The sequence below is a fragment of the uncultured Desulfovibrio sp. genome (assembly GCF_910584445.1).
GTDB lineage: Bacteria > Desulfobacterota > Desulfovibrionia > Desulfovibrionales > Desulfovibrionaceae > Desulfovibrio.
The window spans coordinates 1-22031 of the sequence record NZ_CAJUBO010000025.1 but is presented as its reverse complement, the minus strand read 5'-3'; the positions used below and the strand labels follow the sequence as shown (position 1 = coordinate 22031).

The following is a 22031-nucleotide window of genomic DNA, read 5'->3' as shown; positions in this document are numbered from 1 at the left end:
CCACCCAGCCCAAGGAGCTTCCCATGCCGGAAACCCCGGATCAGCACTTTCTGGACGAGATCTTTCCCCCGGAGCGCACGGATGCCTTTTTTGACGCGCTCTTCGGCGGCGCCGAGGAAGGCGCCTATGACATCCGCCTTGTGCCGCTGGATGTGAAGGACGACGAGGCGCGGCTGGCCTTCGAGCTGCGCCAGCGGCCGGGCAAGTGCCTGAAGTGCAGCCTGACCTACGGCCTGCCGCAGGTGTTCCAGCGCCATCCCGTCCTTGACGTGGCGGGCGTCGCCAGGGCCGTGGCCGGACGCCTCGGCTGGCAGGGCGAACCCGTGTGGGAACTCGGCCCCACCGAAGAGGTCGATGCGGAGACCCACCTCATCCCGTTCCTGCTCACGCCTCGGCGCTGACAGGGCGCCGCGTTTTCCGGTCTTTCCGCTTCGGCCCTCGCGGACATGCGCCGCCGGCGCGGAAAGGCCTCTCCTTTGCCGCGCCCCGCCACGGCGTTCGGCGTCTTTCCCGTTTCCCGGGGCCGCGCGAATATTCGCATGTCGCGCCACTATGCGGAAATGCTGCGGAGGGCCGCTGTCGGCTTCAGAAATCCAGCTTGAACTGCATGCCCAGGCCCAGGGCGGAGTCCGGCTGGCTGGCGCCCGCGCTTTCGGCGCCGCGCTGTTCGTCCTTGAGGATGAGTTCCGGACCCACGCTGATGCTGAGGTCGTCGGTGGGTTCCATATCGGCAAAGGCGCGCACCACATGGCGGCTGTCGCGCGCGAGCACCTCGTCGGGCCGCAGGGATTCGCGCATGGGTGTGACGTTCCAGGTGGTCGTCTCGTTTTCCATACGCAGGCCCAGGCCCCCTTTCGGCCGTGCGCCGCGCGCCGCGTTCCGCTCCCCTGTTCCAGACCGCGCGGTGGCAAGCGCGCGGTCGATGCCGGCCCCGGTATTCATGGCGCCGTCCGCCGCCTGACCCTTGCGCGGCGCGGTCACGCCGCCGAACGCTCCCCTGGCGGCGGAGGACACCGCCCGTTGCTTCAGGCTCCTGGCGGGGACGCCGCGTTGCCAGAGGGCGGCCTTTCTGTCCTCGGACGCGCCAAAGGCCCACGGCTGCCCGTGGAGCGCCCCGTTCCGCGTCTGCTGCCGCTGGCCGTCCTTTCCCAGGACCGTGTCCGGCGCCGCCCACAGCGGCGCGCCGAGCGCCGCGCAGAACACCGCCCCCAGCAACGCGCGGGCCAGCAGGACGCGGACGCCAGCGCCCGAAAACGGAAAAACCCGGCCTGCGCCGGGCTTTTCCCTGCTCATGGCCGCGCGGCCGCGCCGGTTCCGGCGCCCGGCACGCCCACAGCCTTTTCCGCTTCGAGCAGCCGCTCCGTATCCACGATGGGAAATGCCGGGGTGGCGCCGGGGTCCGCCCAGCCGCCGCCCAGGGCCATGCAGACGCCGACCACGGCATTGAGCCGGTCACGCAGGGCCGAGGCCAGCTGAAGCTCGGCGGCGAAAAGCTGGCGTTCCGCATCCAGCACGGTGAGATAATCCGTATAGCCGTTGTCGTACTGGAGCCGCGCGATCTCCGTGGCGCGGCGCAGACTGTCCACCTCGATCTGCATGCTGCGCACGATGGCGCCGGCTTCGCGCTGGGCCGTGAGCGAGGTGCGGATATCCTGAAAGGCCGTCTGCACGGTCTTGCGGTAGGCCGCCTCGGCCGCGCGCTTCTGCGCTTCGGCGCCCTTGAGGTTGTACCAGTTGTTGCCGAAATCGAGCAGCGGAATGGAGCCGGTGGCCCCGTAGTTCCATGTGGCGGCCGGCCCGGTGAACAGATTGGCGACCGACGCGCTCAGGGTCCCGAGCATGCCCGTGAGCGAGATGGAGGGGAAGAACTGGGCGCGCGCCACGCCGATATTGGCATTGTAGGCCATGATCAGGTATTCCGCGGCGCGGATGTCGGGGCGGCGCATGAGCAGTTCGGACGGCAGGCCCGCCGGAAGCACCGGCGGCGCGGGCAGGCGGCCGATATCATGGCCGCGGGGCATGGCGCTGTTGATGATCTCGCGCGGCGAACGGCCGATGAGGACCGCCAGGGCCGCCTCGGCCTGGTCCACGGCCACGGTGCTCGTATGCACCTGGGCGCGGGCCGTTTCCACCTCCGCGCGGGCGCGCTGCCAGTCAAGCTCGGTGATGTCGCCCTGTTCGTAGCGGCTCGTGTAGATGCCGAAGGATTCCTCCCGGCTCTTGAGCGTGCGGCGCGCCGTTTCCAGCTGCATGTCCAGGGCGAGCAGCGCGAAGTATCCCTGGGCCGTCTGCCCGGCCACGGAGAGCCGCAACGCCTCATGGCTGATGACGCTGTTCATCAGCACATCGCTCAGCATGGTGCGCTGGTTGCGGTACTTGCCCCAGAAATCAAGCTCCCAGCCGGCGGAAAGCGCGCCCTGGTACTGCGTGGTCCAGCGGGACATGCCGCTCTGATCGAACGGCATGGTGTTGGGTCCCTTTTCCGACGCGCCCTGGGCCATGGCCGAACCCGCGCCGCTCACCTGCGGGAAGAGGGCGGCAGTGGCGACGCCCACCTGGGCCGCCGCCGCGTCGATGCGCGCCAGGGATTCGGCGATATCCTGGTTCCTGGCAAGGGCGTCATTGACGAGGGCCGTGAGCACCGGATCGTTGAACCGCGTCCACCAGTCCGTGTCCAGCGGTGCGGAGCCGAGATCCACCGAGCGCCATTCCGCGGGGATATCCTGCTCCGGACGCTCATAGCGCGGCGCGAGGGAGCAGGCCGCCAGCATGCAGACGAGGCCCAGGCAAAGCGCGGGCAGAACAGCCCGTTTCACGGGGAAACTCATAGATCCTCAACCTCCTCGTCCACGCTGCCCTTGCCGGCGTTGGGGTCTGTCTTGCCGCGCAGTTTGAGCGAGAGCTGCATGATGACCTTGAAGAAATACGGGATGAAGAGCGTGGCGATGCAGGTCGCGGCCAGCATGCCGCCGATGACCGCCGTGCCGATGGAGTGCCGGCTGTTGGCGCCCGCGCCCGAGCTGATCGCCAGCGGCACGCAGCCGAGGATGAAGGCGAGCGACGTCATGATGATGGGCCTGAAGCGCAGACGCGCGGCCTGCATGGCCGCCACATCAAGGCTGCGGCCGTTGTGCCACGCCTCCACCGCGAACTCCACGATCAGGATGGCGTTCTTGGCGGCAAGGCCGATGATGGTCACCAGGGCCACCTGGAAATAGACGTCATTCTCCAGCCCGCGGAAATACGTCGCCACCAGGGCGCCGAACACACCGAAGGGCACGGCCGTGAGCACCGCCAGCGGCAGCGACCAGGACTCGTACTGCGCCGCGAGGATCAGGAAGACCATGACCAGCGCGAGCACGAAAATCATGGTGGTGTCCGAACTGGCGAGCTTTTCCTGAAGGGCCGAACCGACCCAGCCGAGCGCGTAGTCGTTGGGCAGGGTGGCGGCCACGGCCTCCATGGCGGCCAGCGCCTGGCCGGAGGAATAGCCCGGCGCCGGGTTGCCCATGACATGCGCCGCCGGGAAGACATTGTAGCGTTCCACCACCTGGGGCGCCGTGCGCCGCTCCAGAGTCATGAGCGCGGTGAGCGGGATCATCTCGCCCTTGTTGTTGGGCACATAGACATCCGAGAGGTCTTCGGGCAGCAGGCGGTAGGACGCCTCGGACTGCATGCGCACCTGGAACGTGCGGCCCATGTAGTTGAAGTCGTTGACGTACAGGCCGCCGAAGGTGGCGCTCATGGTGGTGAAGACGTCGCTGATATTGACGCCCATGTCCTTGCACCGCTCACGGTCCAGATTGGCGTAGAGCTGTGGCGAACCGGTGGAGAACAGGTTCTGCACGCTGCCGATGGCCGGATACTTGGGCGTGCCGTCGGCATTCCTGCTCAGGGCCTCGGTCACGAAGGCGTTGGCCTGCTGTTCCAGATCATAGATGGTGCCATTGCCGCGCATCTGGATATAGCCTTCAAAACCGCCGGTGGTGCTCATGCCGGAAATGGGCGGCGGCATGAAGCCCAGCACCACTGCCTCGGGCTGCATCATGGTCACGGCCATCATTTTCTGGGTGATGGCCTCGGCGGATTGCGACTTCTCCTTGCGCTGGCTCCAGGGCTTGAGCGTGGTGAAGAAGGTGGTGTAGTTGCTCTTGACCGAGACCGTGGTGATGTCGATGCCGTTGATGTTGGCGAGGATACGCACGGACGGGTCCTTGAGCGCCTGGTCCTTGATGACCTCGCCCACCACTTCCGTGCGCTTGAGGGAGGCGCCGTCGTCCAGGATCGCCATGCCGAGGGTGTAGCCCTGGTCCTCGTTGGGCACGAGTCCGCCGGGGATCACCTTGAAGAGCCAGACGATGCAGCCGCACATGACAGCGACCAGAAGGAGCGACTTGACGCCGTTGTCCTTGAGGAAGCGCACCGTCCGCAGATAGCCGTGGGTGATCCTGCCGAAGGTGTAGTTGAACCAGGTGAACGCCCTGGGCGGCACATAGTTCGCGGCATGGGGCTTGAGCAGAAGCGCGCAGAGCGACGGCGTGAGCGTCAGCGCCACGATGCCCGAAAGCGTCACCGAGACCGAGATGGTGATGGCGAACTGCTTGTACATCTGCCCCGCGAGGCCGCCCATGAAGGCCACGGGGATGAAGACCGAGCAGAGCACGAAGACGATGGCGATGACCGGGGCCGTGATTTCGTTCATGGCCTTGGCCGTGGCTTCCCTGGGCGGCAGGTGCTCGCTGCTCATGATGCGTTCCACGTTTTCCAGCACCACGATGGCGTCGTCCACCACCAGGCCGATAGCCAGCACCATGGCGAACAGCGTGAGCGTGTTGATGGAAAAGCCGAGCGCATACAGGCCCGCGAACGTGCCGATGATGGAGACCGGCACGGCGATGCACGGGATGAGCGTGGCGCGCCAGTTCTGCAGGAAGACATAGACCACGATGAAGACCAGGATCATGGCCTCGAAGAGCGTGCTGATGACCTCGTGGATGGATTCCATGACGAAGTCGTTGGTATCCACCACAAGCTCGTATTCCATGCCGTCGGGCATGGTGTGGGCGATCTCCTTGAGCCGTGCCGTCACGCGGTCGCCGGTGGCGATGGCGTTGGCGCCCGGCAAAAGATAGACGGCGCCCATGCAGGCGGCCATGCCGTTGAACTTGGACGAAACGCTGTAATCCAGGCCGCCGAGCTGGATGTCGGCCACATCCTTGAGGCGCAGCATGGCGCTGTCCGGCCCGGTGCGGATGATGATCTCGCCGAACTGCTCGGGCGTCACAAGGCGCCCCTGGGTGTCGATCTGCCAGGTGAGCTGCGTGCTCTGCGGGGCGGGCATCTCGCCGAGGCGCCCGGGCGCGAACTGGGAGTTCTGCTCCTGGATGGCCTGCGCCACCTGCGTGGTGGAAATGCCGTACTTGGCAAGCTTGTCCGGCTGGAGCCAGATACGCATGGAGTAGTTGCGGTTGCCGAAGACCGAGCAGTCGCCCACGCCGGCCACGCGCTTGAGTTCGTCCACCACGTTCACCTGCATCCAGTTGTGCAGGTAGATCTCGTCATAGCGTCCGTCCGGCGAGAAGAAGGAAAAGACCTGAAGCATGGCCGGCGAGCGCTTGGTCACCGTGACGCCCTGGCGCCGCACCTCTTCGGGAAGCTGGGTCTGGGCGAGGTTGACCTTGTTGTTCACGTTGACGAGCGCCATGTCCGGGTCGGTGCCCAGCGAGAAATAGACGCTGATGGCGCCGGAACCCGAACCGGAGGCCGCCGTGGAACTCATGTAGAGCATGTTTTCCACGCCGTTGATGTTCACCTCCAGCGGGGCGAGCACGGTGGAGGCGATGGTCTCGGCCGAGGCGCCGGGATAGTTGACGCTCACGTTGACCGTGGGCGGCACAAGCTCGGGATACTGGGCCACGGGCAAGGCCGTCATCGCCAGCGCGCCCACCAGCGTGATGATGATGGAGATGACCGCGGAGAGGATGGGGCGGCGGAGAAAAAGATTGGGTTTGGCTGATGCTGCCATTACGCGTACCTATTTCCGGCGGCCTGCGCCCGGCCGGTTATTGCTGGCCCTGTTCCTGGCCCTGGTTTTGCTGCTGCGCCTTCTCCTGGATCTGCCGGAGCTGGTCCTCGGGCGGCATGACGCGCACCTTGGCGCCGGGCCGGGCCTTGACCTGGCCTTCGCTGATGATGCGCTCGCCGCCCTTGAGTCCGGAATCCACAAGATAGCGGTCCCCCACGGTGGCGCCGATCTTCACGGGCAGGATGGAGACCACGTCGTCCTTGTCCAGCGCCATGACCGTGGCGCCCTTCTGGGTGAGCATGACGCACTTCTGCGGCACGAGGACGGCGTTTTTCAGCACATCGCCCGACATGAAAATCCGCACATACTGCCCCGGCATGATGGACCGGTCCGCATTGGCGAAGACCGCGCGCGCCCGGATGACGCCCGTGCCGGGCTGCACCTGGCTGTCGATGAAGGTCACTTCGCCCTCGCCCGGATACATGCGGCCGTCCAGCAGGCGCAGCTTCGCCGCATAGCGCCCGTCGGGCGGAAACTCCAGCCGCCCGGCCGCCGCCAGCTGCTGGCGCGCCATGCGCTCGGGCGCGGCGATGGAAAAGTCGATATACATGGGGTCTGTCTGGTTGACGGAGGTCAAAAGCGAGTTGTTGCCCACCAGGTTGCCCGGCGTATAGTTCTCCTTGCTGCTGTAGCCCGAGACCGGCGCCGTCACCTGGCAGTAGTCGAGGTTGATCTGGGCCTGCCGGAGTTCCGCCCTGGCCGTTTCATAGGCCGCGCGGGCCGCGTCGCGCTCCTTCTGGGAGACCGCGTTTTTCTCATACAGCGGACGCACGCGCTTCCACTCGCGTTCGGCGTTGACGAACTGCGCCTGGGCCTGCTGCATGCGCGCCTCGTACTGGTCGCGCTCCAGCTGGAAAAGGAGCTGCCCCTGCGTGACGTAATCCCCTTCCTCATAGAGGCGTTTCTCGATGATGGCCTCCACGCGGGAGCGCACCTCGACAGCGCGCGAACCCGAGGCCTGGGCCTGAAATTCGGCCGGCCAGGGCGTGTCCGCCGCCACGACGTCAAAAACGGCCACCGGCACAAGCGGCGCCTGCGCGGCCTTTTTGTCGTCGCCGCAGGCGGCAAGCGCCACGCAGAGCAGGAGCACAAGGCTTGAAAGGACAGTGGTTCTGCAATGTATGGATCGTGTCATGGGTCACTCCGGAACGCGCGGCGCGCGCCAATCAGGCATGAGAGGCATGGTCCGGCGGGGTCTCCGCCGCCGGGTCCGGCACCGGCGCCTGGGCGCGGGCCGGAACCGTTTACAAAGCACATCGGCGGGGAAAAAGCAAGAAAGACGACAACCGGCGGCCATAAGGAGCCTGCCAGAATAGCAAATGATTCCAGGGGGATATATCGACGTATCCCGAGCGCGTAACGCTGTGGAATTTTTGGAAAAAATTTTTAGCCCGGCGATGCGCCAAAGGGGCCGCGCGGCCCTCTCCGCCCCATGCCCGGGAGGGAGGCGGAAAAGGAACAGGCGCCTACGCCGGCGTGTCCGGCGAAAGGCGCGCGCGCACATGCCGGGCCTGGCGGCTCGACATCTGGAGGAAGGCCACCCACCAGATGGTGGTCTTGAGCAGCTGGACGCGCTCGAACCTGTGGCGTTCGTCCTCGGCGCGCAGGGAGGTGATCTCCAGGCTTTTCTCGACGCCGCTCTCGTCAAAAAAGACCACGCGCAGGCCCGCGCGCTGCATGTTGCGGATGGCGTCCGTGGAAAACAGGGAGATGGTCTTGTCGGCGATCTCCGTGGCCCGAAGCGAGGTGGTCAGTTGTTCCGAACCCGAGGCGATGCCCAGTTGCTGTCCGTTGACGAGCAGTTCCACACGGGCGAGATTGGCGAGATTGATCCGGCTGCGGATGATGACCTTGCTCTGGCGCAGCATGCGGTAATAGAACACGCCCAGTTCTTCCGAAGCGCCGATGATGACCGTGGTCTGCGTGTCAGGCGTAAAGACGCCGAGGCTCGCGGTCATGCCGGAATCGTCGGCGATCTTGCTCTTTTCCACGGCAACGGCCTGGAGTATCCGGGCGGCCTTGCGCCTGGATTCCGCCAGGAGAAAGATCAGAAAAAAGACGCATACCGCGCCGAGCGCATACTCCATCCACACCTCTCAGGCCCGAAGCTTCCGGGCGTGCCGGCCTTCCGCCGCCATGCCTTTTCAGTAAACCGGCCGGACGTTGCCGTCAATCCTCAAGGCGGAAGCGCTGGAGGCTCCCGGCCCGCGCCGCGAGCAGCTCCGCCAGGATGACCACCGCCGAGGCCACAGGGGTGGCGGCGCCGACCGCAAGCTCGCCAAGCCCGAGCGGGCAGCGCACCGCCGCAAGTTCCGCGTCCGGCACGCCCGCCTCGCGCAATTCGGCCCAGATCCGGTCGCGTCCGGCCCGCGTCGCCCACAGGCCCACATAAAAGGCATGGCTCGCCAGCACGTCTTCCAGCGCGCGCCGGGCGGTGGCCGCATCGGGGGGAAAGATGCAGACATGGTGGCGCCGCCCGATGCCGCAACGCTCCACCAGGCCATCGTCCGGCAGCAGGAGCATCCGGCGGCGCAGGCCCGGCATCTCCGGGACATCCGCCCCGGGCGCTCCGGGCGCTCCGGGAGCTTCCGTCCCGGCGGCGGCCGCCGGGTCCGCGGCCATCTCCGGGCCAGCCTCCGTCTCCGGGGGCGCCATTTCCGGCGTTCCAGGAGCGGGCCAGACGGCCATGTCGACCACAAAGCCGCACTCTCCCGCCAGGCGGGCCACGGCCCTGGCCTCGGGACCGTCGCCCAGCAGAAGCAGCACGGGCAGGTCCCCGGTCGCATCGGGCGCCACGGCGACATCTTCGCCGCCGGCGTCCGGCGTCAGCGCCAGCGGGGCGACGTCCCGGAGCGGAGTCCGCACCTCACCGGAGTCCATGGGTCCCCTCCGCGCCGGCGCCCTCCGCGTCCTCGTCATCGTCGTCCCGCACAAAGCCGCACCCCTTGACCGGGCAGAGGACCTTCACGCCGTCGCGGCGCTTTTTTTCCACCAGATACGGCGAGCCGCACCGGGGGCACGGACCGGGCACGGGCCTGTCCCAGAGGGCGAAATCGCACTGGGGATACTGGTCGCAGGAAAAAAAGACTTTGCCGCGCCGGGTGCTCTTTTCCACCAGACTGCCCTTGCCGCATCTGGGGCAGGCGACGCCGGTGGAGAACGGCGCCGCATAGTCGCAGTCGGGGTAGCCGGTGCAGGCGATGAAACGGCTGCCCGTGCGCGAGGTCTTGATGACCAGGTCCCGCCCGCAGCGCGGGCACTGCCCCACTTTCTCGTACTGCGGCTTTTCCTGCGCCACGGCCTCCACCTTGCCGTCCTCGTTGCGCGCGAAATTGCTCGTATAGCGGCATTGCGGATAGCCCGTGCATGCCAGGAAGGCCCCGGCCTTGCCGAACTTGATGACCAGCGGCTTGCCGCACTGGGGGCAGGCGATGTCCGCGGGCAGCCCCGCCTTGACGCTGCGCATGTTTTTGGCCGCCGCGTCCAGGGTGGGGTTGAAGTCCGCGGCAAAGGCGCGCAGCAGATCCACCCAGTTCTCGCCGCCCTCGGCCACCTTGTCCAGCCCTTCCTCCATATGCGCGGTGAAGCCCACGTCCATGAGCCGGCCGAAATGTTCCACCAGCTGGGCGCAGACCACGCGGCCCAGGTCCGTGGGTACGAAGCGGCGCGCGTCCAGGCGCACATAGTCCCGGTCCTGGAGGGTGGAGATGATGGCCGCATAGGTGGAGGGGCGCCCGATGCCGAGTTCCTCCAGCGCCTTGACCAGGCTCGCCTCGCTGTAGCGCGCCGGAGGCTGGGTGAATTTCTGTTCCTTTTCCAGTTTTTCCAGACGCAGGGTCTGCCCCGGCGCAAGCGGCGGCAGGAGCGCGCCCCCCTCTTCCCTGCCGCGCGGCCAGGCCGCGAGATGCCCGGCAAAGAGCAGACGCTCGCCCTTGGCCTGCCAGAGCGTATGGGCGCAGGCAATGGAGGCCGTGGTGTCGTGGAACCGCGCGGACGCCATCTGCGAGGCCACGAAGCGCGACCAGATGAGGCTGTAAAGATTGTACTGCTCCGGCGGAAGCCACTCCCTGACCATGTCCGGGGTGAGGGTCACATCCACGGGCCGGATGGCCTCATGCGCGTCCTGGGCACCGCCTCTGGCCTTGTAGATGCGGGCGCGGGCGGGCAGGTATTCCTTGCCGAACTTTTCGGCGATGAAGCTCTTGGCCGCCGCGCGGGCCTCGTCGGCAATGCGCGTGGAATCCGTACGCATATAGGTGATGAGGGCCGTGAGACCGCGGTCGCCGAGTTCCACGCCTTCGTAGAGGCGCTGGGCGATGCTCATGGTGCGCTTGGCCCCGTAGGAGAGCCGCTGGTTGGCCGCCTGCTGGAGCGTGGAGGTGATGAAGGGCGGCTGCGGCGCGCGCTCGCGCTCCTTTTCCTCCACCTTTTCCACGGTGAAGGGCTTGCCCGCCAGGGCGGACTCCAGGGCTTCGGCATCCCCGGCATTGCGGACCAGGGCCTTTTTGCCGGAGATCTTCGTCAGTTCGGCCCTGAAGACCGGCGGCTCGTCCGCGGCCAGCACGGCATGGAACGGCCAGTATTCCTCGGGCACGAAGGCCTCGCGCTCGGCCTCGCGCTCCACGATGAGGCGCAGGGCCACGGACTGGACGCGCCCGGCGGAAATGCCCCGCTTGATGGTCTTCCAGAGCAGGGGCGAAATCTTGTAGCCCACGAGGCGGTCCAGCACGCGCCGCGCCTGCTGCGCGTCCACCAGATGGGCGTTGAGTCCGCGCGGATGGGCCAGGGCCTCGCGGACGGCGCGCTCGGTGATCTCGTTGAACTGGATGCGCTTGATGTCCTTCGCCTTGTCGCGGATAAGCTCGGCCACATGCCAGGCGATGGCCTCGCCCTCGCGGTCCGGATCGGGCGCAAGATAGACCGTGTCCGCCCTGGCGGCGGCGGCGCGCAGGGCGCTCACCACATCCTTTTTCTTGTCGATGATCTCGTAGTGCGGCGCGAAGTCATGGGACTCGTCCACGCCGAGCGAGCTGGCCGGCAGGTCGCGCACATGGCCCACGCTCGCCTGCACCGTATAGCTCGGCCCGAGGAACTTCTTGATGGTCTTCACCTTGGCGGGAGACTCCACGATGATCAGTTGCCTGGTCATGCTGCTGCCCTTTCGGTTGCGGTTTCCTCATCGATCGCAGGGGCAAGATACGTCATACGCCCGCCGCGTCAAGTGCGGAGCGCCCGGAGGCGCGGCCCGGTGGACAGGAAAGGGGCTGTGGGGTATAGGTGAGCATTGCCGCAACAGTCCGGCCGCCCCCGCGCGGCCCCGCCGATGCCCGCCTCGCGGCGTCCGCGCCGACGACGGACCCCTCCCCGGAGACTGCCATGCCCTCGCGACTCCTCCTGCTGCCCGTTCTTGTGCTGATCCTCGCCATGAGCTGCGCCTGCGTGCGCCAGCGCGAGGCTGTGGACGCGGAGATCCGCGTCCTGCGCGAAGGCGCGCTCACGCCCATGGAGCACGGGGACGTGCCGGACAGGATGTATGTCGACGTGCGCGACATGACGGGCCGCGCCCTGCGCCTGCCCGCCCATGCCGGCCGCAACCTCGGCAACGCGCGCGTCGAGCTTGTGGAAAAACCCAGCGAAGCCGGCTACATCCTTCAGGTCTCCCTGCTCGATGAAGGCACGGTGGACCCGGAAACGTTCGCCACCCTTGTGAAAGAAGGATACGGAACGCCCGCCCGGTTCTCCGGCGGCGGCGCCTCCGGCCTGCTGGCCGACATCCTTCTGGTGCAGCGCAAGGTGCCGAGCCACAGCCGCCCCAGCCGCGCCCGGCTCAAGAACATCACCAGCCGCAACGCCGTGGGGTCGAGCCAGATGCGCCTCGGCCTGCTCGTCCCGCACGAAACGCCGCCGCACGCCGCCCTGCCCGCTAGCTTCGCGGACGCGCTCGCGCGGGAACTGGGGGCGGCGCTCAGCCAGCGCTGACGGCTGTCGGCATTTTGGCGGGCGCCCGCCGTTCCCGCGCCGCCGGCCGTTCCCCCTCCTCGCCGCTTCCCTGTTTTCGCCATTGGCATCTTCCTTGCTATCTCCCTGTATGCATGGCGGGCATGGGCCGCCAGGAGGAGGAAGCGATGGCATATTCCGCATGGCTCATACGGCCACCGGCAGAGCAACGGCAGCAGATCCCGGCAGCCGCAAGGCGGCTCCAGGCGCAAGGCGCTCCCGAGGCTTCCAGATTTGCGACGCTCATGGCCGGGGAACGCCCCGACGCCAGGGCCGCCGGGAAGGCCGACGCCGCGGCCGGACCCGCCCAGAACGCGGGCGCAGCCGCCCGCGGCGCCCAGATCCGTCCCCTGGTGGCGCGCCTGCCCGAAGAGAACACCACGCTTCCCCTGCGCAATCCTGTCCTGGCCGGACGCAGCCCGGGCGATCTTCTCCGTTCGCGGAATTTTGCCAAGGCCCAGGCGGACATTTCCCAGACCCGGGCCATGGACAGCCTCATGCAGGGGCTTTCCGGCGGTTCCGCCCTGGATGTCGCCCGCAACATGGGCGCGGCCCGGCAGCTGCGCTCGCTCACCAACGCGGCGGCCAACAACGGCCGGGGCTTTGCGCTCACGCCCGCGGACTTCATCCATACCCGCGCCGCCGTGAACCGCGCCGAGGGCGCCGGCGCGACCACGCGCAGCCGTCAGGCCGCCCGTTCCCAGGAAGAGACCGGCATGGGACGCCTTTCGGCCAGATTTGAATCCGGCGGCGACGGCATCGCGGCCATCGGCTACGACCGCACCGGCGGCACTTCCTACGGCAAGTACCAGATCGCCTCGCGCGTGGGGAGCATGAAGAGCTTCCTCAGTTTCCTCGACGGCGAGGCGCCGGACATCGCCCAGCGTCTCCGCAAGGCCGGGCCGGCCAATACCGGCAGCCGCCGCGGCGGCATGCCCGACGCCTGGCGCGCCATCGCCGCCGAGCAGCCCGAGCGCTTTGAAGCGCTTCAGGAGGCGTTCATCCGCGAGAGCCACTACCGGCCCGCGCTCGAAGCCATCGTCCAGCGCACCGGCCTTGAGGAGGGATCCATTTCGCCCGCCATGCGCGAAGTCATCTGGAGCACCGCCGTGCAGCACGGCCCGGCGGGCGCGGCGCGCATCTTCGACCGCGCCGACGACCTGAGCGGCAGGCCCGAAGACGCGTCCTACGAGCGCAAGCTCATCAGCAATGTCTACAGGATCCGCGCCGGTCAGTTCGGTTCCTCCACCAGTCAGGTGCGGGCGGCCGTACGCAACCGGTTCAGGGAGGAGCAGCAGCTGGCCCTGAACATGCTGGACGGCGGCGCGGAGCGCGCCAGCCTCGCCTGAGCGCGGAGCGACGGAGCCTCACATGGGCGTTGACGTTCTTGTCTGCAACCTGACGCGCTTCGGGGACCTTTTGCAGAGCCAGCCCCTGATGAGCGACCTCCATGCGGGCGGCCGCAGCGTCGGCCTGCTCTGTCTGGAAAACTTCGCCCCCGCGACGCCGCTCCTGCGGCATGTGGACCAGGTCTGGACCTTCCCCGGCGCCAGGTTCATGGCGGAACTCGACAGCTCATGGCAGGGCGCCGCCGCCGACCTGCTCGCCTTTGCCCGGCATGTGCGCGCGCAGGCGCGGCCCGCCCGGGTGCTCAATCTCACGCCGACGCTGCCCGCGCGCCTCCTCAGCCGCCTGCTCGCGCCGCGGCCGGAAGAGACGCTCGGCTTCGGCCTGGATGCCGAGGGCTTCGGCGCCAACACCGGCCTGTGGGCGACCTTTCTCGGCGTCGCCACGCGCCAGCGCCTCAACGCGCCCTTCAATATCGCGGACATGTTCCGCATGACCGCGCAGCCCCTCCCGGGGGGCGCGGGAGCGGCCGCGCCCGGCGACAGGCGCTTCGCCCTGCGCGAACCTCCGGCGGAAGCCCTCGCCTGGGCCGACAGTTTTCTTGCGGCAGGCGAAGGCGCCGCGGCTTCCTACCATGTGGCCTTCCAGCTCGGCGCCAGCGAGACGCGGCGCCAGTGGCCCCCGGAACGCTTCGCCGCCCTTGGCGACCAGCTCTGGCGCTTGGCCGGAGCGCGCCCCGTCCTTCTGGGCGCGGCCGCCGAAGCGCCGCTGGCGGCCGCCTATGCCCGGGCGGCCGCCCATCCCTTCGCCGATGCCGTGGGCGCCACGGACATCCCCAGACTGGCGGCCCTGCTCCGGCGCTGCCGCCTGCTCGTCACCAACGATACCGGCACCATGCACCTTGCCGCCGGACTCGGCGTGCCGAGCCTCGCCTTCTTTTTCGCCACGGCCCAGCCCTGGGATACCGGACCCTACCTGGCGGACTGCTGCTGCCTGGAACCGGCGCTGGCGTGCCATCCCTGCGCCTTCGGCCGCGCCTGCCCGCAGGGGGAGCGCTGCCGTTGGCTGCCGGAAGCCGGACCTGTGGCGCGGCTGGCGCTCGGCTACCTGGACACCGGCCGGTGGGAGGCGGGACTCTCCCCGGAACTGTGCGCCGCCATGCGGGTCTGGCGGACCGGCTTCGACACGGACGGATTTGCCGCGGTCCGCTGCCTCTCGGGGCACGAACGCGAGGCCCGCAGCATCTGGATGGCGGAACTCCGGCGTTTCTGGCGTCAGCTTCTTGACGATCTCGGCGCAGGCTCCGCCACGGATGGCGCGGCGCGCGCGCAGGACGGGCAGGAACCGCCCGGCGCGCCGCTCCCCGATGCGCCGGAGGCCGCGGCGGCCCTGACGCAAGGGTCCACCCTGCTGGACGCCCTCGCGGCCGCCGGCGCCCTCACGGGAAAGAGCAGGCAGGCCGGGCAGCTTTTTCTCCGCAACTGCGAGCGCCTCCAGCAGGTCCTTGACACCTGCGCGCCGCTGGCATCCCTGGGCGCCTTCTGGCGCGAACTGCGGCAGACGCGCGGCGGCGGCATGGACGAGCTTCTGCCCTGCCTCCACATCCTTGCCGCCCATCTGCGCCGCTTCGCGGCGCGCCTCGACCGCGCGGCCGATGGCGGCGCGATGCCGGAAGCGGGCTTCTGAATTTCATGGCATGGCTATTGCATAATTGAAGACACGCCACATGGCGCCAGCAAATACTTCCCGGTGGGGACAAGGAGGGAGACATGATCATCGTTGACGGTTGCCGGAGTGAACAGCAGCTTTCCAATTTTGCCAATCTTGAGGAAGTGCTCGCCACTGTCATGGATGACGAAAAAATGAGCGGCCGCATCGTGACCGACGTTTTCGTCAACAACGAGAGCTTTTCCGAAATCTATCCGCACCAGGCCGAGGACATGACCTGCGACGGCATCACTTCCGTGGAGGTGCGCTCCCAGCCCGCTGAGGAGCTTGCCGTGGATATGGCCGGCGAACTGGGCAAGGTGGCGCGGATGCTCGAAAGCGGCGCGCGCAACGTGGCGCGCCTGTTCCGCGAGGCTTCGGATGCCGACGCTCTGGAGCTGCTTCAGGACGAGCTTGACGTGACCCGTGATTTCATGGGCATGATCTCGCACCTGCGCGACCGGTATCTCGGCGGCGCGGACGCGGAATTCGTGGCCCGCGGCGAGAAGCTCTCCGACCTGATCTCGGAAATGAGCGAAGTCATGGAAAGCGAGGACTGGATCCTGCTGGCCGACCTGCTGGAATTTGAATTCGCGCCCCTGTGCGAGGAATGGCGCGCCGTTGGCGAGGCCATGCACCGCCAGCTCGCCGGCATGCGCCGCCAGTAGCCCCGACAGGAGGCCCCTATGTGCCAGGGCATCGCCTTGCTCGATGAAGCGCTGGAACTCGCCCGTCAGGAGCGCGCCGCGCTGGAGAACGCGAACTATGAGGAAGCCATCGAACTGGCCGGACGGCGTGGCGAACTCACGGGCATGGCCTGGAGCCTGCTCGCCCGGGAAACCATGGACGAATACCGCAGCCGCCTGCTCGAACAGGCGCGCCTGCAGGAGCAGCTCAGCGACATCGCCGCCCGCGCGCGCAACGACGTGCGCCAGAGCCTGAACCATGCGCGCCGGGAACAGCGGCGCATCCGGGGCTATCATCAGGCGGTGGGCCACGCCCTGCAATGATGCTCTCCCGTCCCCGCCCGACCGGGACGCGAAAACGGCGGACCATCCGGACACTGCGCCCGGGTGGTCCGTCTTCGCGTCGTCAGGAACGCCCGCGCGCGGCCTTGCCCGCCCGCACGGCGGCGCGCGCTTCGGCCACGGCCGCGCCGATATCCTCCGCGCCGACCAGGGCGGAGACCAGGGCGCAGCAGTCCGCGCCATGGGCCGCCACTTCGGCGGCATTCCACGCCTTGATGCCGCCGATAGCCACAAAGGGCAGACGGATATTGGCGACCACCCAGTCCAGATAGCTGAAGCCCACCGGCGCCACCACGTCCTCCTTGGTCCGCGTGGCGAAGAGAGGACCGACGCCGATATAGTCCGCTCCGGCGGCCACGGCGCCCAGCGCCTGTTCCGGCGAATGCGTGGACAGGCCGATGATCATGTCCGGACCCACCAGGCGGCGCACCTCGGGCACAGGCAGGTCGTCCTGGCCCACATGGACGCCGTCCGCGCCCACGAGCATGGCGATATCCACATGATCGTTGACGATGAAACACGCCCCGGCCTCCCGGGTCATGCGCCGAAGCTCCCGGCATTCCTCCAGCATGGCGCCGGCGGGAAGGCGCTTTTCCCGATACTGGAGCAGGCGCACGCCCGCGTCCAGCAGGGCGCGGGCCACTTCGGCCACGGGACGGCCCAGGGAAAGGCGCGCGTCGGTGAGGGCGTAAATATCCGTCTGTCCGGGAAGTATGGCCGGCATGGCGACTCCTTTTGGGCCGGGGGTGGTTTCGGGCGGCAGCGCCGCGCCGGATGCGCGTCCAGGCCGCGTTCCGGACGCGAAATGATGGCAGCGGCAAGTGAGGGGAAATATCCGTTTTGCAGATATTTTCCTCAGCAAAATGCCTAGTGGCCGGAAAACTCCAGAACATTGTTCAGCGGCGCCGCGCCGGAGCTGATGCGGCCGTTTGCGAAAACATGCCGCTCCAGACGCCAGGCCTCAAGATCGAGCACATCGAGCCTGCCCGTCCGCTCCGGCGTGAGCCGCGCCGCCACGGCGGCCAGCGTCTCCTCCACCGGGAAATACAGCCCCTCGAACGAAATGCGGAGCAGATCGCCCTCCAGCGTGACCGCCTCTTCCTGTCCGGCGGGCATGCGCCCCTCGCAGGCCCCGGCCACGGCGTCCCGGGTCTCTGCATCCGCCGGATGCAGGCTCCCGTAGACCTTGAGCAGGACAGGCTGGCTCATGGCGCGCCGTCCGCCGTTTGCGCGCCGCTCCCCACGGGCATGCCCGAGCGGCAGTATCCGCGCCGCCGGGCCACGGCCAGACCCTCGCAGTCGCCCAGGCCACAGGCCGCCAGAAAATCCGCGCACATGCCGTCCACATCGCGGCGCAGCATGCGTACCGCCCCCCGCGCGCGCAGACGCCGCGCCAGCTCCTCCCCCTGGGGAGCGCTTTCGGAACGGGGCGCCCGCAGGGAGGCGTCCAGATCGGACTCAGCCAGAGCGGGCTGCCCCAGCCGCCAGTGCCCCAGGGCGCGCACATAGCGCGCCCGGCCCGCCAGCCGCGCCACGCCCGGATCCGCCGTGCCGTCCAGCGCCAGCAGCCGCAAGGCTTCGCCGGCGGAGTCCACCGCCGCCTGCGGCAGGTCGCGCTGCATCTGCGCCTCGGCCAGAAGCAGCCACACCGCCGCGTTCTCCCGCGCGCCCATGGCCGCCCGCTCCAGCGCAGGCAGGGCCTCCGGCGCGCAGAACCAGCCCCCCGGGGCAGCGCGGGCGGCCGCCAGCGCCTGCCAGAGCGCCTCCAGCCGCGCGGCCGCCGCCTCAAGCTCGACGGCGCGCCTGCGCGCCTCCGCCAATGACGCGGGCCAGTGGCGGCGCACCGCCAGCATCTCCCGCTCCAGATCGAGGATGAGCGCCCGCCGCGCGGCAAGCAGATCCGCCTCGCGCACGGCGCTGACCATGGCCGCGGACGCGTCCGGCGCGGGCACGAGCCGCACGGCCACCACCAGTTCCGGCGAATCCTCGGGCGTCAGGTGGTCGAGCGTGTGGAGCCGGGCGCAAAGGGCGAGCAGGCCGGCGCGGTCATCAAGCCCGGAAGCGGCAAGCCCGATCCTGGCCCCGGCGGGCAGGCCGGAACGCGCCGTCTCCAGCGCGCACAGCCACGCCGCCGCCCTGGCCCACCGGTATTCCAGCGGAACGATGAGCGGAAAGGGCCTGCGTACCAGCTCGGTCACGTCGGACAGGGCGGACGCGGCGACAGCTTCCCCTGGCCCCCCGGCGCCATGGCGGATGCCGGCGCCCGAAGGGAACCACGCCAGCAGGCAAAGGAGCACGCCAAGAACGGCGCCCGCCACCGGTGGCCGAAAACGGCGCCGGGGCGCGGAGGCGCCGGTCCCGCGCGCGGACCTGGAGCGCATGGGGACCTATTGCTTCCTGGTCTCGATGGTCTGCACGATCTTCTGGGCCATGGGCTTGACAAGGTCGCGCAGGGTATCGAGCAGCAGGTCCTCCGCCGTGGATCCGGAGGGCAGGCCGCTCCGGCTCTGGCTCGCGTTGCACGACTCGCTCCAGAGGCGTCCCTTGCGGTTGGCGAGCGTGCACTTGACGCGCATCTGGGAGGAGATCTCCGTGGAGGAACTCTCCTTGAGCCAGACCTCGTCCACCTGGCCGGTGACGAGATAGTCGGGATTGCCGCTGCGGGCCTGGCTCACGTTGGTGGCAAACGAAACCTGAAAACCGCTGCGCGCCAGTTCGTCGGCCAGGGCGCGGCTGATCCACGGGGCCACATCCCCGGTGGTGCTGAAGGCGCTGCCGTCGCGGCGCACGCCGATGGACGCGGTATCCACCCGTTTGTCCGCAAAGCTGACCACGCTCACGCTGGGCGCGTTGGGCGCGGGCAATACGGAGGCGTCCAGCGGCGGCGGCGGGAGCAGACGCACGGAATTGCTCGGCCCGCAGGCCGACAGGAGAAAGACCGCCCCCACAAGGGCAAGCAGGACCACAGGCGCTGAGCGGCGATGCTTCATGGCTGCCTCACGGAAAAAGGTGACTCATTCTAGAATTTCTCCAGAAATACACACAAAAGCCCTCGCTTGCAAGGCGGAAGCGCGCATGCTACATCCCGTGCGGCGCCGCAGGCCCGGTACGGCGCGCGGCAAACCTGCTCCGGGCAGACGCGGGGGAAACGATGATCGATCTCAAGCTGGCGCAGCGGCAGCCGGAAATGGTGGAAAAAGCGCTCGCCGAGCGGCATTCCAAACTCGACATGCGGGAATTCCGCGTTCTGGACGAACGGCGGCGCGCCCTGCTCGCCGAGGTGGAGGCGCTCAAGAGCCAGCGCAACGCGGCCTCGGACGAAGTGGCGGCCATCAAGCGCGCCGGGGGCGACGCCAGCGCCCGCTTCGCCGCCCTGGGCGAGCTTTCCGAACGCATCAGGGCGCTGGACGCCCAGGTGGCTGAAGTCAAGGCCGCGGAAGAATCCTGGCTGCTGTCCGTGCCCAATCTGCCGGATGCCTCGGTGCCCGTGGGCGCGGACGAGACGGAAAACCCCGAGGTGGCGCGCTGGGGCGCGCCGCGCGCCTTCGACTTCCCCCCCGCGGAACACGGCGATCTCGGCACGCGCCTTGGCGGTCTGGATTTTGCCCGCGCCGCCAGGCTCACCGGCAGCCGTTTCGTGGTGGAGACGGGCTGGGCCGCGCGTCTGGAACGGGCGCTGGTCAACTTTTTCCTTGACCAGCATACGAAGCGCGAGGGCTATGTGGAGGTGCTGCCGCCCTACATGGTCAACCGCGTCACCATGACCGGCACGGGCCAGCTCCCCAAGTTCGAGGAGGACCTGTTCAAGCTGCGCGAGGGGGACTATTACCTCATCCCCACCGCCGAGGTGCCGCTCACCAATCTGCACGCGGGCGAGACCCTCGACGAGGCGCAGCTGCCGCTGGCCTACTGCGCGGCCACGCCCTGCTTCCGTTCCGAGGCGGGCAGCGCCGGCAAGGACACGCGCGGACTCATCCGCATGCACCAGTTCACCAAGGTGGAGATGGTGCGTTTCGCCCACCCGGACGACAGCTTCAACCAGCTTGAGCGGATGACCGGCCACGCGCGCAACCTGCTGGAACTGCTGGAACTGCCCTACCGCGTCATCACGCTCTGCACGGGCGACCTCGGCTTCAGCGCGGCCAAGACCTATGATGTGGAAGTCTGGCTTCCGGCGCAGAAGACCTACCGCGAGATCTCGTCCTGCTCCAACTGCACGGACTTCCAGGCGCGGCGCGCCAATATCCGCTTCAAGCCCAGGGGCGGCAAGGCAGCCTGGGTCCACACGCTCAACGGCTCCGGCCTGCCCACGGGCCGCACCATGGCCGCCCTGCTGGAAAACGGCCAGCAGAAAGACGGCAGCGTGGTCCTGCCCAGGGCGCTCGTGCCCTACATGGATGGCGTGGAGGTCATCGAGCCGGCGCGGTAGGGGTCCAGCTTCCGGGGTCTCCCGCGAGTTCCTCGCAACAGGCGCGGAAGCGTTCCGCCATGCACTCAAGGCCGATGGATGGCCGGAACTGCTCTTCGGCCTGGCGCATGCGCGCCCGGAGGCGTTCATCCCGCATGACGCCGATCATGGCCCGCGCCAGGGCCTGGGGATCGTTCTCCTCCACGCGCAGGGCCGTTGCCGCGGGGGCGCCGGCAAGGCGCTCGCGGTGGAGCGCGCTCTGCGCGCAGATGACGGGTAGCCCCGCCGCCACGCCCGCCCAGAGCGTTTGCGGCAGCTCCTCCGGGGAGGTGCCGGGCGCCACCCAGGCGCCGCAATGCCGCAGGGCGTCCGTGGGGGCCTGATCGCCCAGGATGCAGAGCCGCGAGGCCACGCCCAGGCTGGCGGCTTCGCGCAGGACCTCCTCAAAGCGCGGCCCGGCGCCGAACATCCGCACCTCCCAGGGGGGCAGGTCGTCCCGCTGCCAGAGCGCGGCCATAGCCCGCACCATGAGCAGAGCGCCGGAACGTGGCGCCAGGCTCTCGCCCATGCCGAAGACAAAACGGCGCGCGGCCCCGGCGGCCGGCGCCACCGGCTCCAGGCGATAGTCCGCCAGCGCGACGCCCGGCGCGAGCATATCCAGAACGGCGGCCGGACGCCGCTTTTCAGGCATGCCCTCCCAGATCTCCCGGATGCGGCGCCGCACATGCTCCGAACCGCAGAACACGCGGGCCGCCGCGCGCATGGCGCGGCTCCGGCAGCATTCCGGCGCGGGCGGCCGCACGAAAAAGGCATGGGACAAAAGGGCGCTCCCCTTTTTGCGCATGCCCAGGACCCGGCGCCCGAGGCCCACGGCTTCCGCGCCCACCGTCTGGATGAGCAGGGCCTTGTGCCGCCGCTGCCACAGCCAGAGGCGCGCATGGGCCGTCACATCGCCGCCCCCGCCCACCGCGAGCGCGGGGAGGCCCAGGGCCTGCGCTTCGGCATGCAGGCGTCCCCCCTTGCGGCAGACAAGAAGCGGCGCGAAACGGCCGCCATCGCGCAGGGAGCCAGCCATGGCGAGGGCCTGCCCGGCTTCAAGGCGCGCCAGGCGCGCGGGGTCCGTCCCCGCGGGCGCCCCGTCCGGCCGCCGTGTGGACTCTGCCTCCTGCTGGAGCGCGATGAAAAGAATACGCATGACCATCCCCATTGGCCGCACCCTGAAACGGGCTTGTCCCGGAAGGCCCGTGTCCGCGTGCGAAAGGCGTCCGCTCCCGCATGCGCCAGGGCGTTTACGCGGTCTCCTTGCGAAACCGCTCTAGGCTCAGACCTCATTAAATTACGTTATGGTTTTTTCAGCAAGGAAAAGAGTTTTTTCCACTGGCCGCCCTTGGCTCCGCTTCGGGCGGGGCTGTCGCCGCAAGGATCCGAAAAAATAAGATTTTTTTGCGCTGGCAAGGAA

The 22031-nt window shown here is 68.5% G+C and carries 19 protein-coding genes; 7 read left to right on the top strand and 12 right to left on the bottom strand.

The genetic code is table 11. The features are described 5' to 3' along the window. Positions 1-23: 23 nt before the first annotated feature. Entirely contained in the window at positions 24-401 is a 378-nt protein-coding gene (locus QZ294_RS10280; RefSeq protein ID WP_297050061.1) for a hypothetical protein, read from the top strand. Between the two features lie 184 nt (positions 402-585). On the opposite strand, the gene QZ294_RS10275 is transcribed toward QZ294_RS10280, so the two are convergent. The 7 genes from QZ294_RS10275 to topA all read right to left on the bottom strand — a co-directional run bounded on the left by QZ294_RS10275 (position 586) and on the right by topA (position 11234). Beyond that, complete coding sequence (locus QZ294_RS10275; protein ID WP_297050054.1) at positions 586-1293, bottom strand: hypothetical protein; 708 nt, start codon at positions 1291-1293, stop codon at positions 586-588. After that, complete coding sequence (locus QZ294_RS10270; RefSeq protein WP_297050043.1) at positions 1290-2816, bottom strand: efflux transporter outer membrane subunit; 1527 nt, start codon at positions 2814-2816, stop codon at positions 1290-1292. The genes QZ294_RS10275 and QZ294_RS10270 overlap by 4 nt, the downstream gene beginning before the upstream one ends. Positions 2817-2824: 8 nt before the next feature. Then, on the bottom strand, positions 2825-6025 hold the full coding sequence (locus QZ294_RS10265) for an efflux RND transporter permease subunit (RefSeq protein ID WP_297050038.1): 3201 nt from the start codon (positions 6023-6025) through the stop codon (positions 2825-2827). A 37-nt stretch (positions 6026-6062) separates the two neighbouring features. Then, on the bottom strand, positions 6063-7220 hold the full coding sequence (locus tag QZ294_RS10260; protein WP_297050035.1) for an efflux RND transporter periplasmic adaptor subunit: 1158 nt from the start codon (positions 7218-7220) through the stop codon (positions 6063-6065). A gap of 331 nt (positions 7221-7551) precedes the next feature. Next, a complete protein-coding gene (locus QZ294_RS10255; protein ID WP_297050033.1) occupies positions 7552-8172 on the bottom strand; it encodes a thioredoxin in 621 nt (206 codons plus the stop codon). 82 nt (positions 8173-8254) lie between these two features. After that, the gene (locus QZ294_RS10250) at positions 8255-8965 is read right to left on the bottom strand and encodes an XdhC family protein (protein ID WP_297050028.1); all 711 of its coding nucleotides are present in this window, start codon (positions 8963-8965) and stop codon (positions 8255-8257) included. Next, entirely contained in the window at positions 8952-11234 is a 2283-nt protein-coding gene (gene topA, locus QZ294_RS10245) for a type I DNA topoisomerase (RefSeq protein ID WP_297050025.1), read from the bottom strand. Before topA ends, QZ294_RS10250 begins: the two co-directional genes overlap by 14 nt. A gap of 227 nt (positions 11235-11461) precedes the next feature. Here topA and QZ294_RS10240 point away from each other — a divergent pair, with 227 nt between their 5' ends. The 5 genes from QZ294_RS10240 (at position 11462) to QZ294_RS10220 (ending at position 16146) form a co-directional block, all read left to right on the top strand. Then, positions 11462-12064 (top strand): conjugal transfer protein TraT, encoded by a 603-nt coding sequence (locus QZ294_RS10240; protein WP_297050017.1) that lies wholly within the window; start codon positions 11462-11464, stop codon positions 12062-12064. Positions 12065-12210: 146 nt separating this feature from the next. Further along, a complete protein-coding gene (locus tag QZ294_RS10235; RefSeq protein WP_297050013.1) occupies positions 12211-13431 on the top strand; it encodes a hypothetical protein in 1221 nt (406 codons plus the stop codon). 22 nt (positions 13432-13453) lie between these two features. Next, positions 13454-15115, top strand: a complete 1662-nt coding sequence (locus QZ294_RS10230) for a glycosyltransferase family 9 protein (RefSeq protein WP_297050008.1) — start codon at positions 13454-13456, stop codon at positions 15113-15115. 83 nt (positions 15116-15198) lie between these two features. Next, the gene (locus tag QZ294_RS10225) at positions 15199-15804 is read left to right on the top strand and encodes a hypothetical protein (RefSeq protein ID WP_297050001.1); all 606 of its coding nucleotides are present in this window, start codon (positions 15199-15201) and stop codon (positions 15802-15804) included. Positions 15805-15822: 18 nt separating this feature from the next. Next, positions 15823-16146, top strand: coding sequence for a hypothetical protein (locus tag QZ294_RS10220; protein ID WP_297049997.1), 324 nt, complete (start codon positions 15823-15825; stop codon positions 16144-16146). A gap of 82 nt (positions 16147-16228) precedes the next feature. Here QZ294_RS10220 and thiE read toward each other — a convergent pair whose 3' ends face one another. The 4 genes from thiE to lptE form a co-directional block, all read right to left on the bottom strand. Further along, the gene (thiE, locus tag QZ294_RS10215) at positions 16229-16888 is read right to left on the bottom strand and encodes a thiamine phosphate synthase (protein ID WP_297049993.1); all 660 of its coding nucleotides are present in this window, start codon (positions 16886-16888) and stop codon (positions 16229-16231) included. A 143-nt stretch (positions 16889-17031) separates the two neighbouring features. Then, the gene (locus QZ294_RS10210; RefSeq protein WP_297049989.1) at positions 17032-17373 is read right to left on the bottom strand and encodes a hypothetical protein; all 342 of its coding nucleotides are present in this window, start codon (positions 17371-17373) and stop codon (positions 17032-17034) included. Continuing rightward, complete coding sequence (locus QZ294_RS10205; protein WP_297049985.1) at positions 17370-18545, bottom strand: translation initiation factor IF-2; 1176 nt, start codon at positions 18543-18545, stop codon at positions 17370-17372. The genes QZ294_RS10210 and QZ294_RS10205 overlap by 4 nt, the downstream gene beginning before the upstream one ends. 6 nt (positions 18546-18551) lie before the next feature. Continuing rightward, complete coding sequence (gene lptE, locus QZ294_RS10200) at positions 18552-19154, bottom strand: LPS assembly lipoprotein LptE (protein ID WP_297049982.1); 603 nt, start codon at positions 19152-19154, stop codon at positions 18552-18554. A 161-nt stretch (positions 19155-19315) separates the two neighbouring features. Here lptE and serS point away from each other — a divergent pair, with 161 nt between their 5' ends. After that, positions 19316-20593 carry a serine--tRNA ligase gene (gene serS, locus QZ294_RS10195; RefSeq protein WP_297049975.1) on the top strand — a complete coding sequence of 426 codons (1278 nt, stop codon included), beginning with the start codon at positions 19316-19318 and terminating at the stop codon, positions 20591-20593. Here the strand turns inward: serS and QZ294_RS10190 are convergent. After that, positions 20574-21767 (bottom strand): glycosyltransferase, encoded by a 1194-nt coding sequence (locus QZ294_RS10190; RefSeq protein WP_297049971.1) that lies wholly within the window; start codon positions 21765-21767, stop codon positions 20574-20576. The genes serS and QZ294_RS10190 overlap by 20 nt on opposite strands. Positions 21768-22031: the final 264 nt, after the last annotated feature.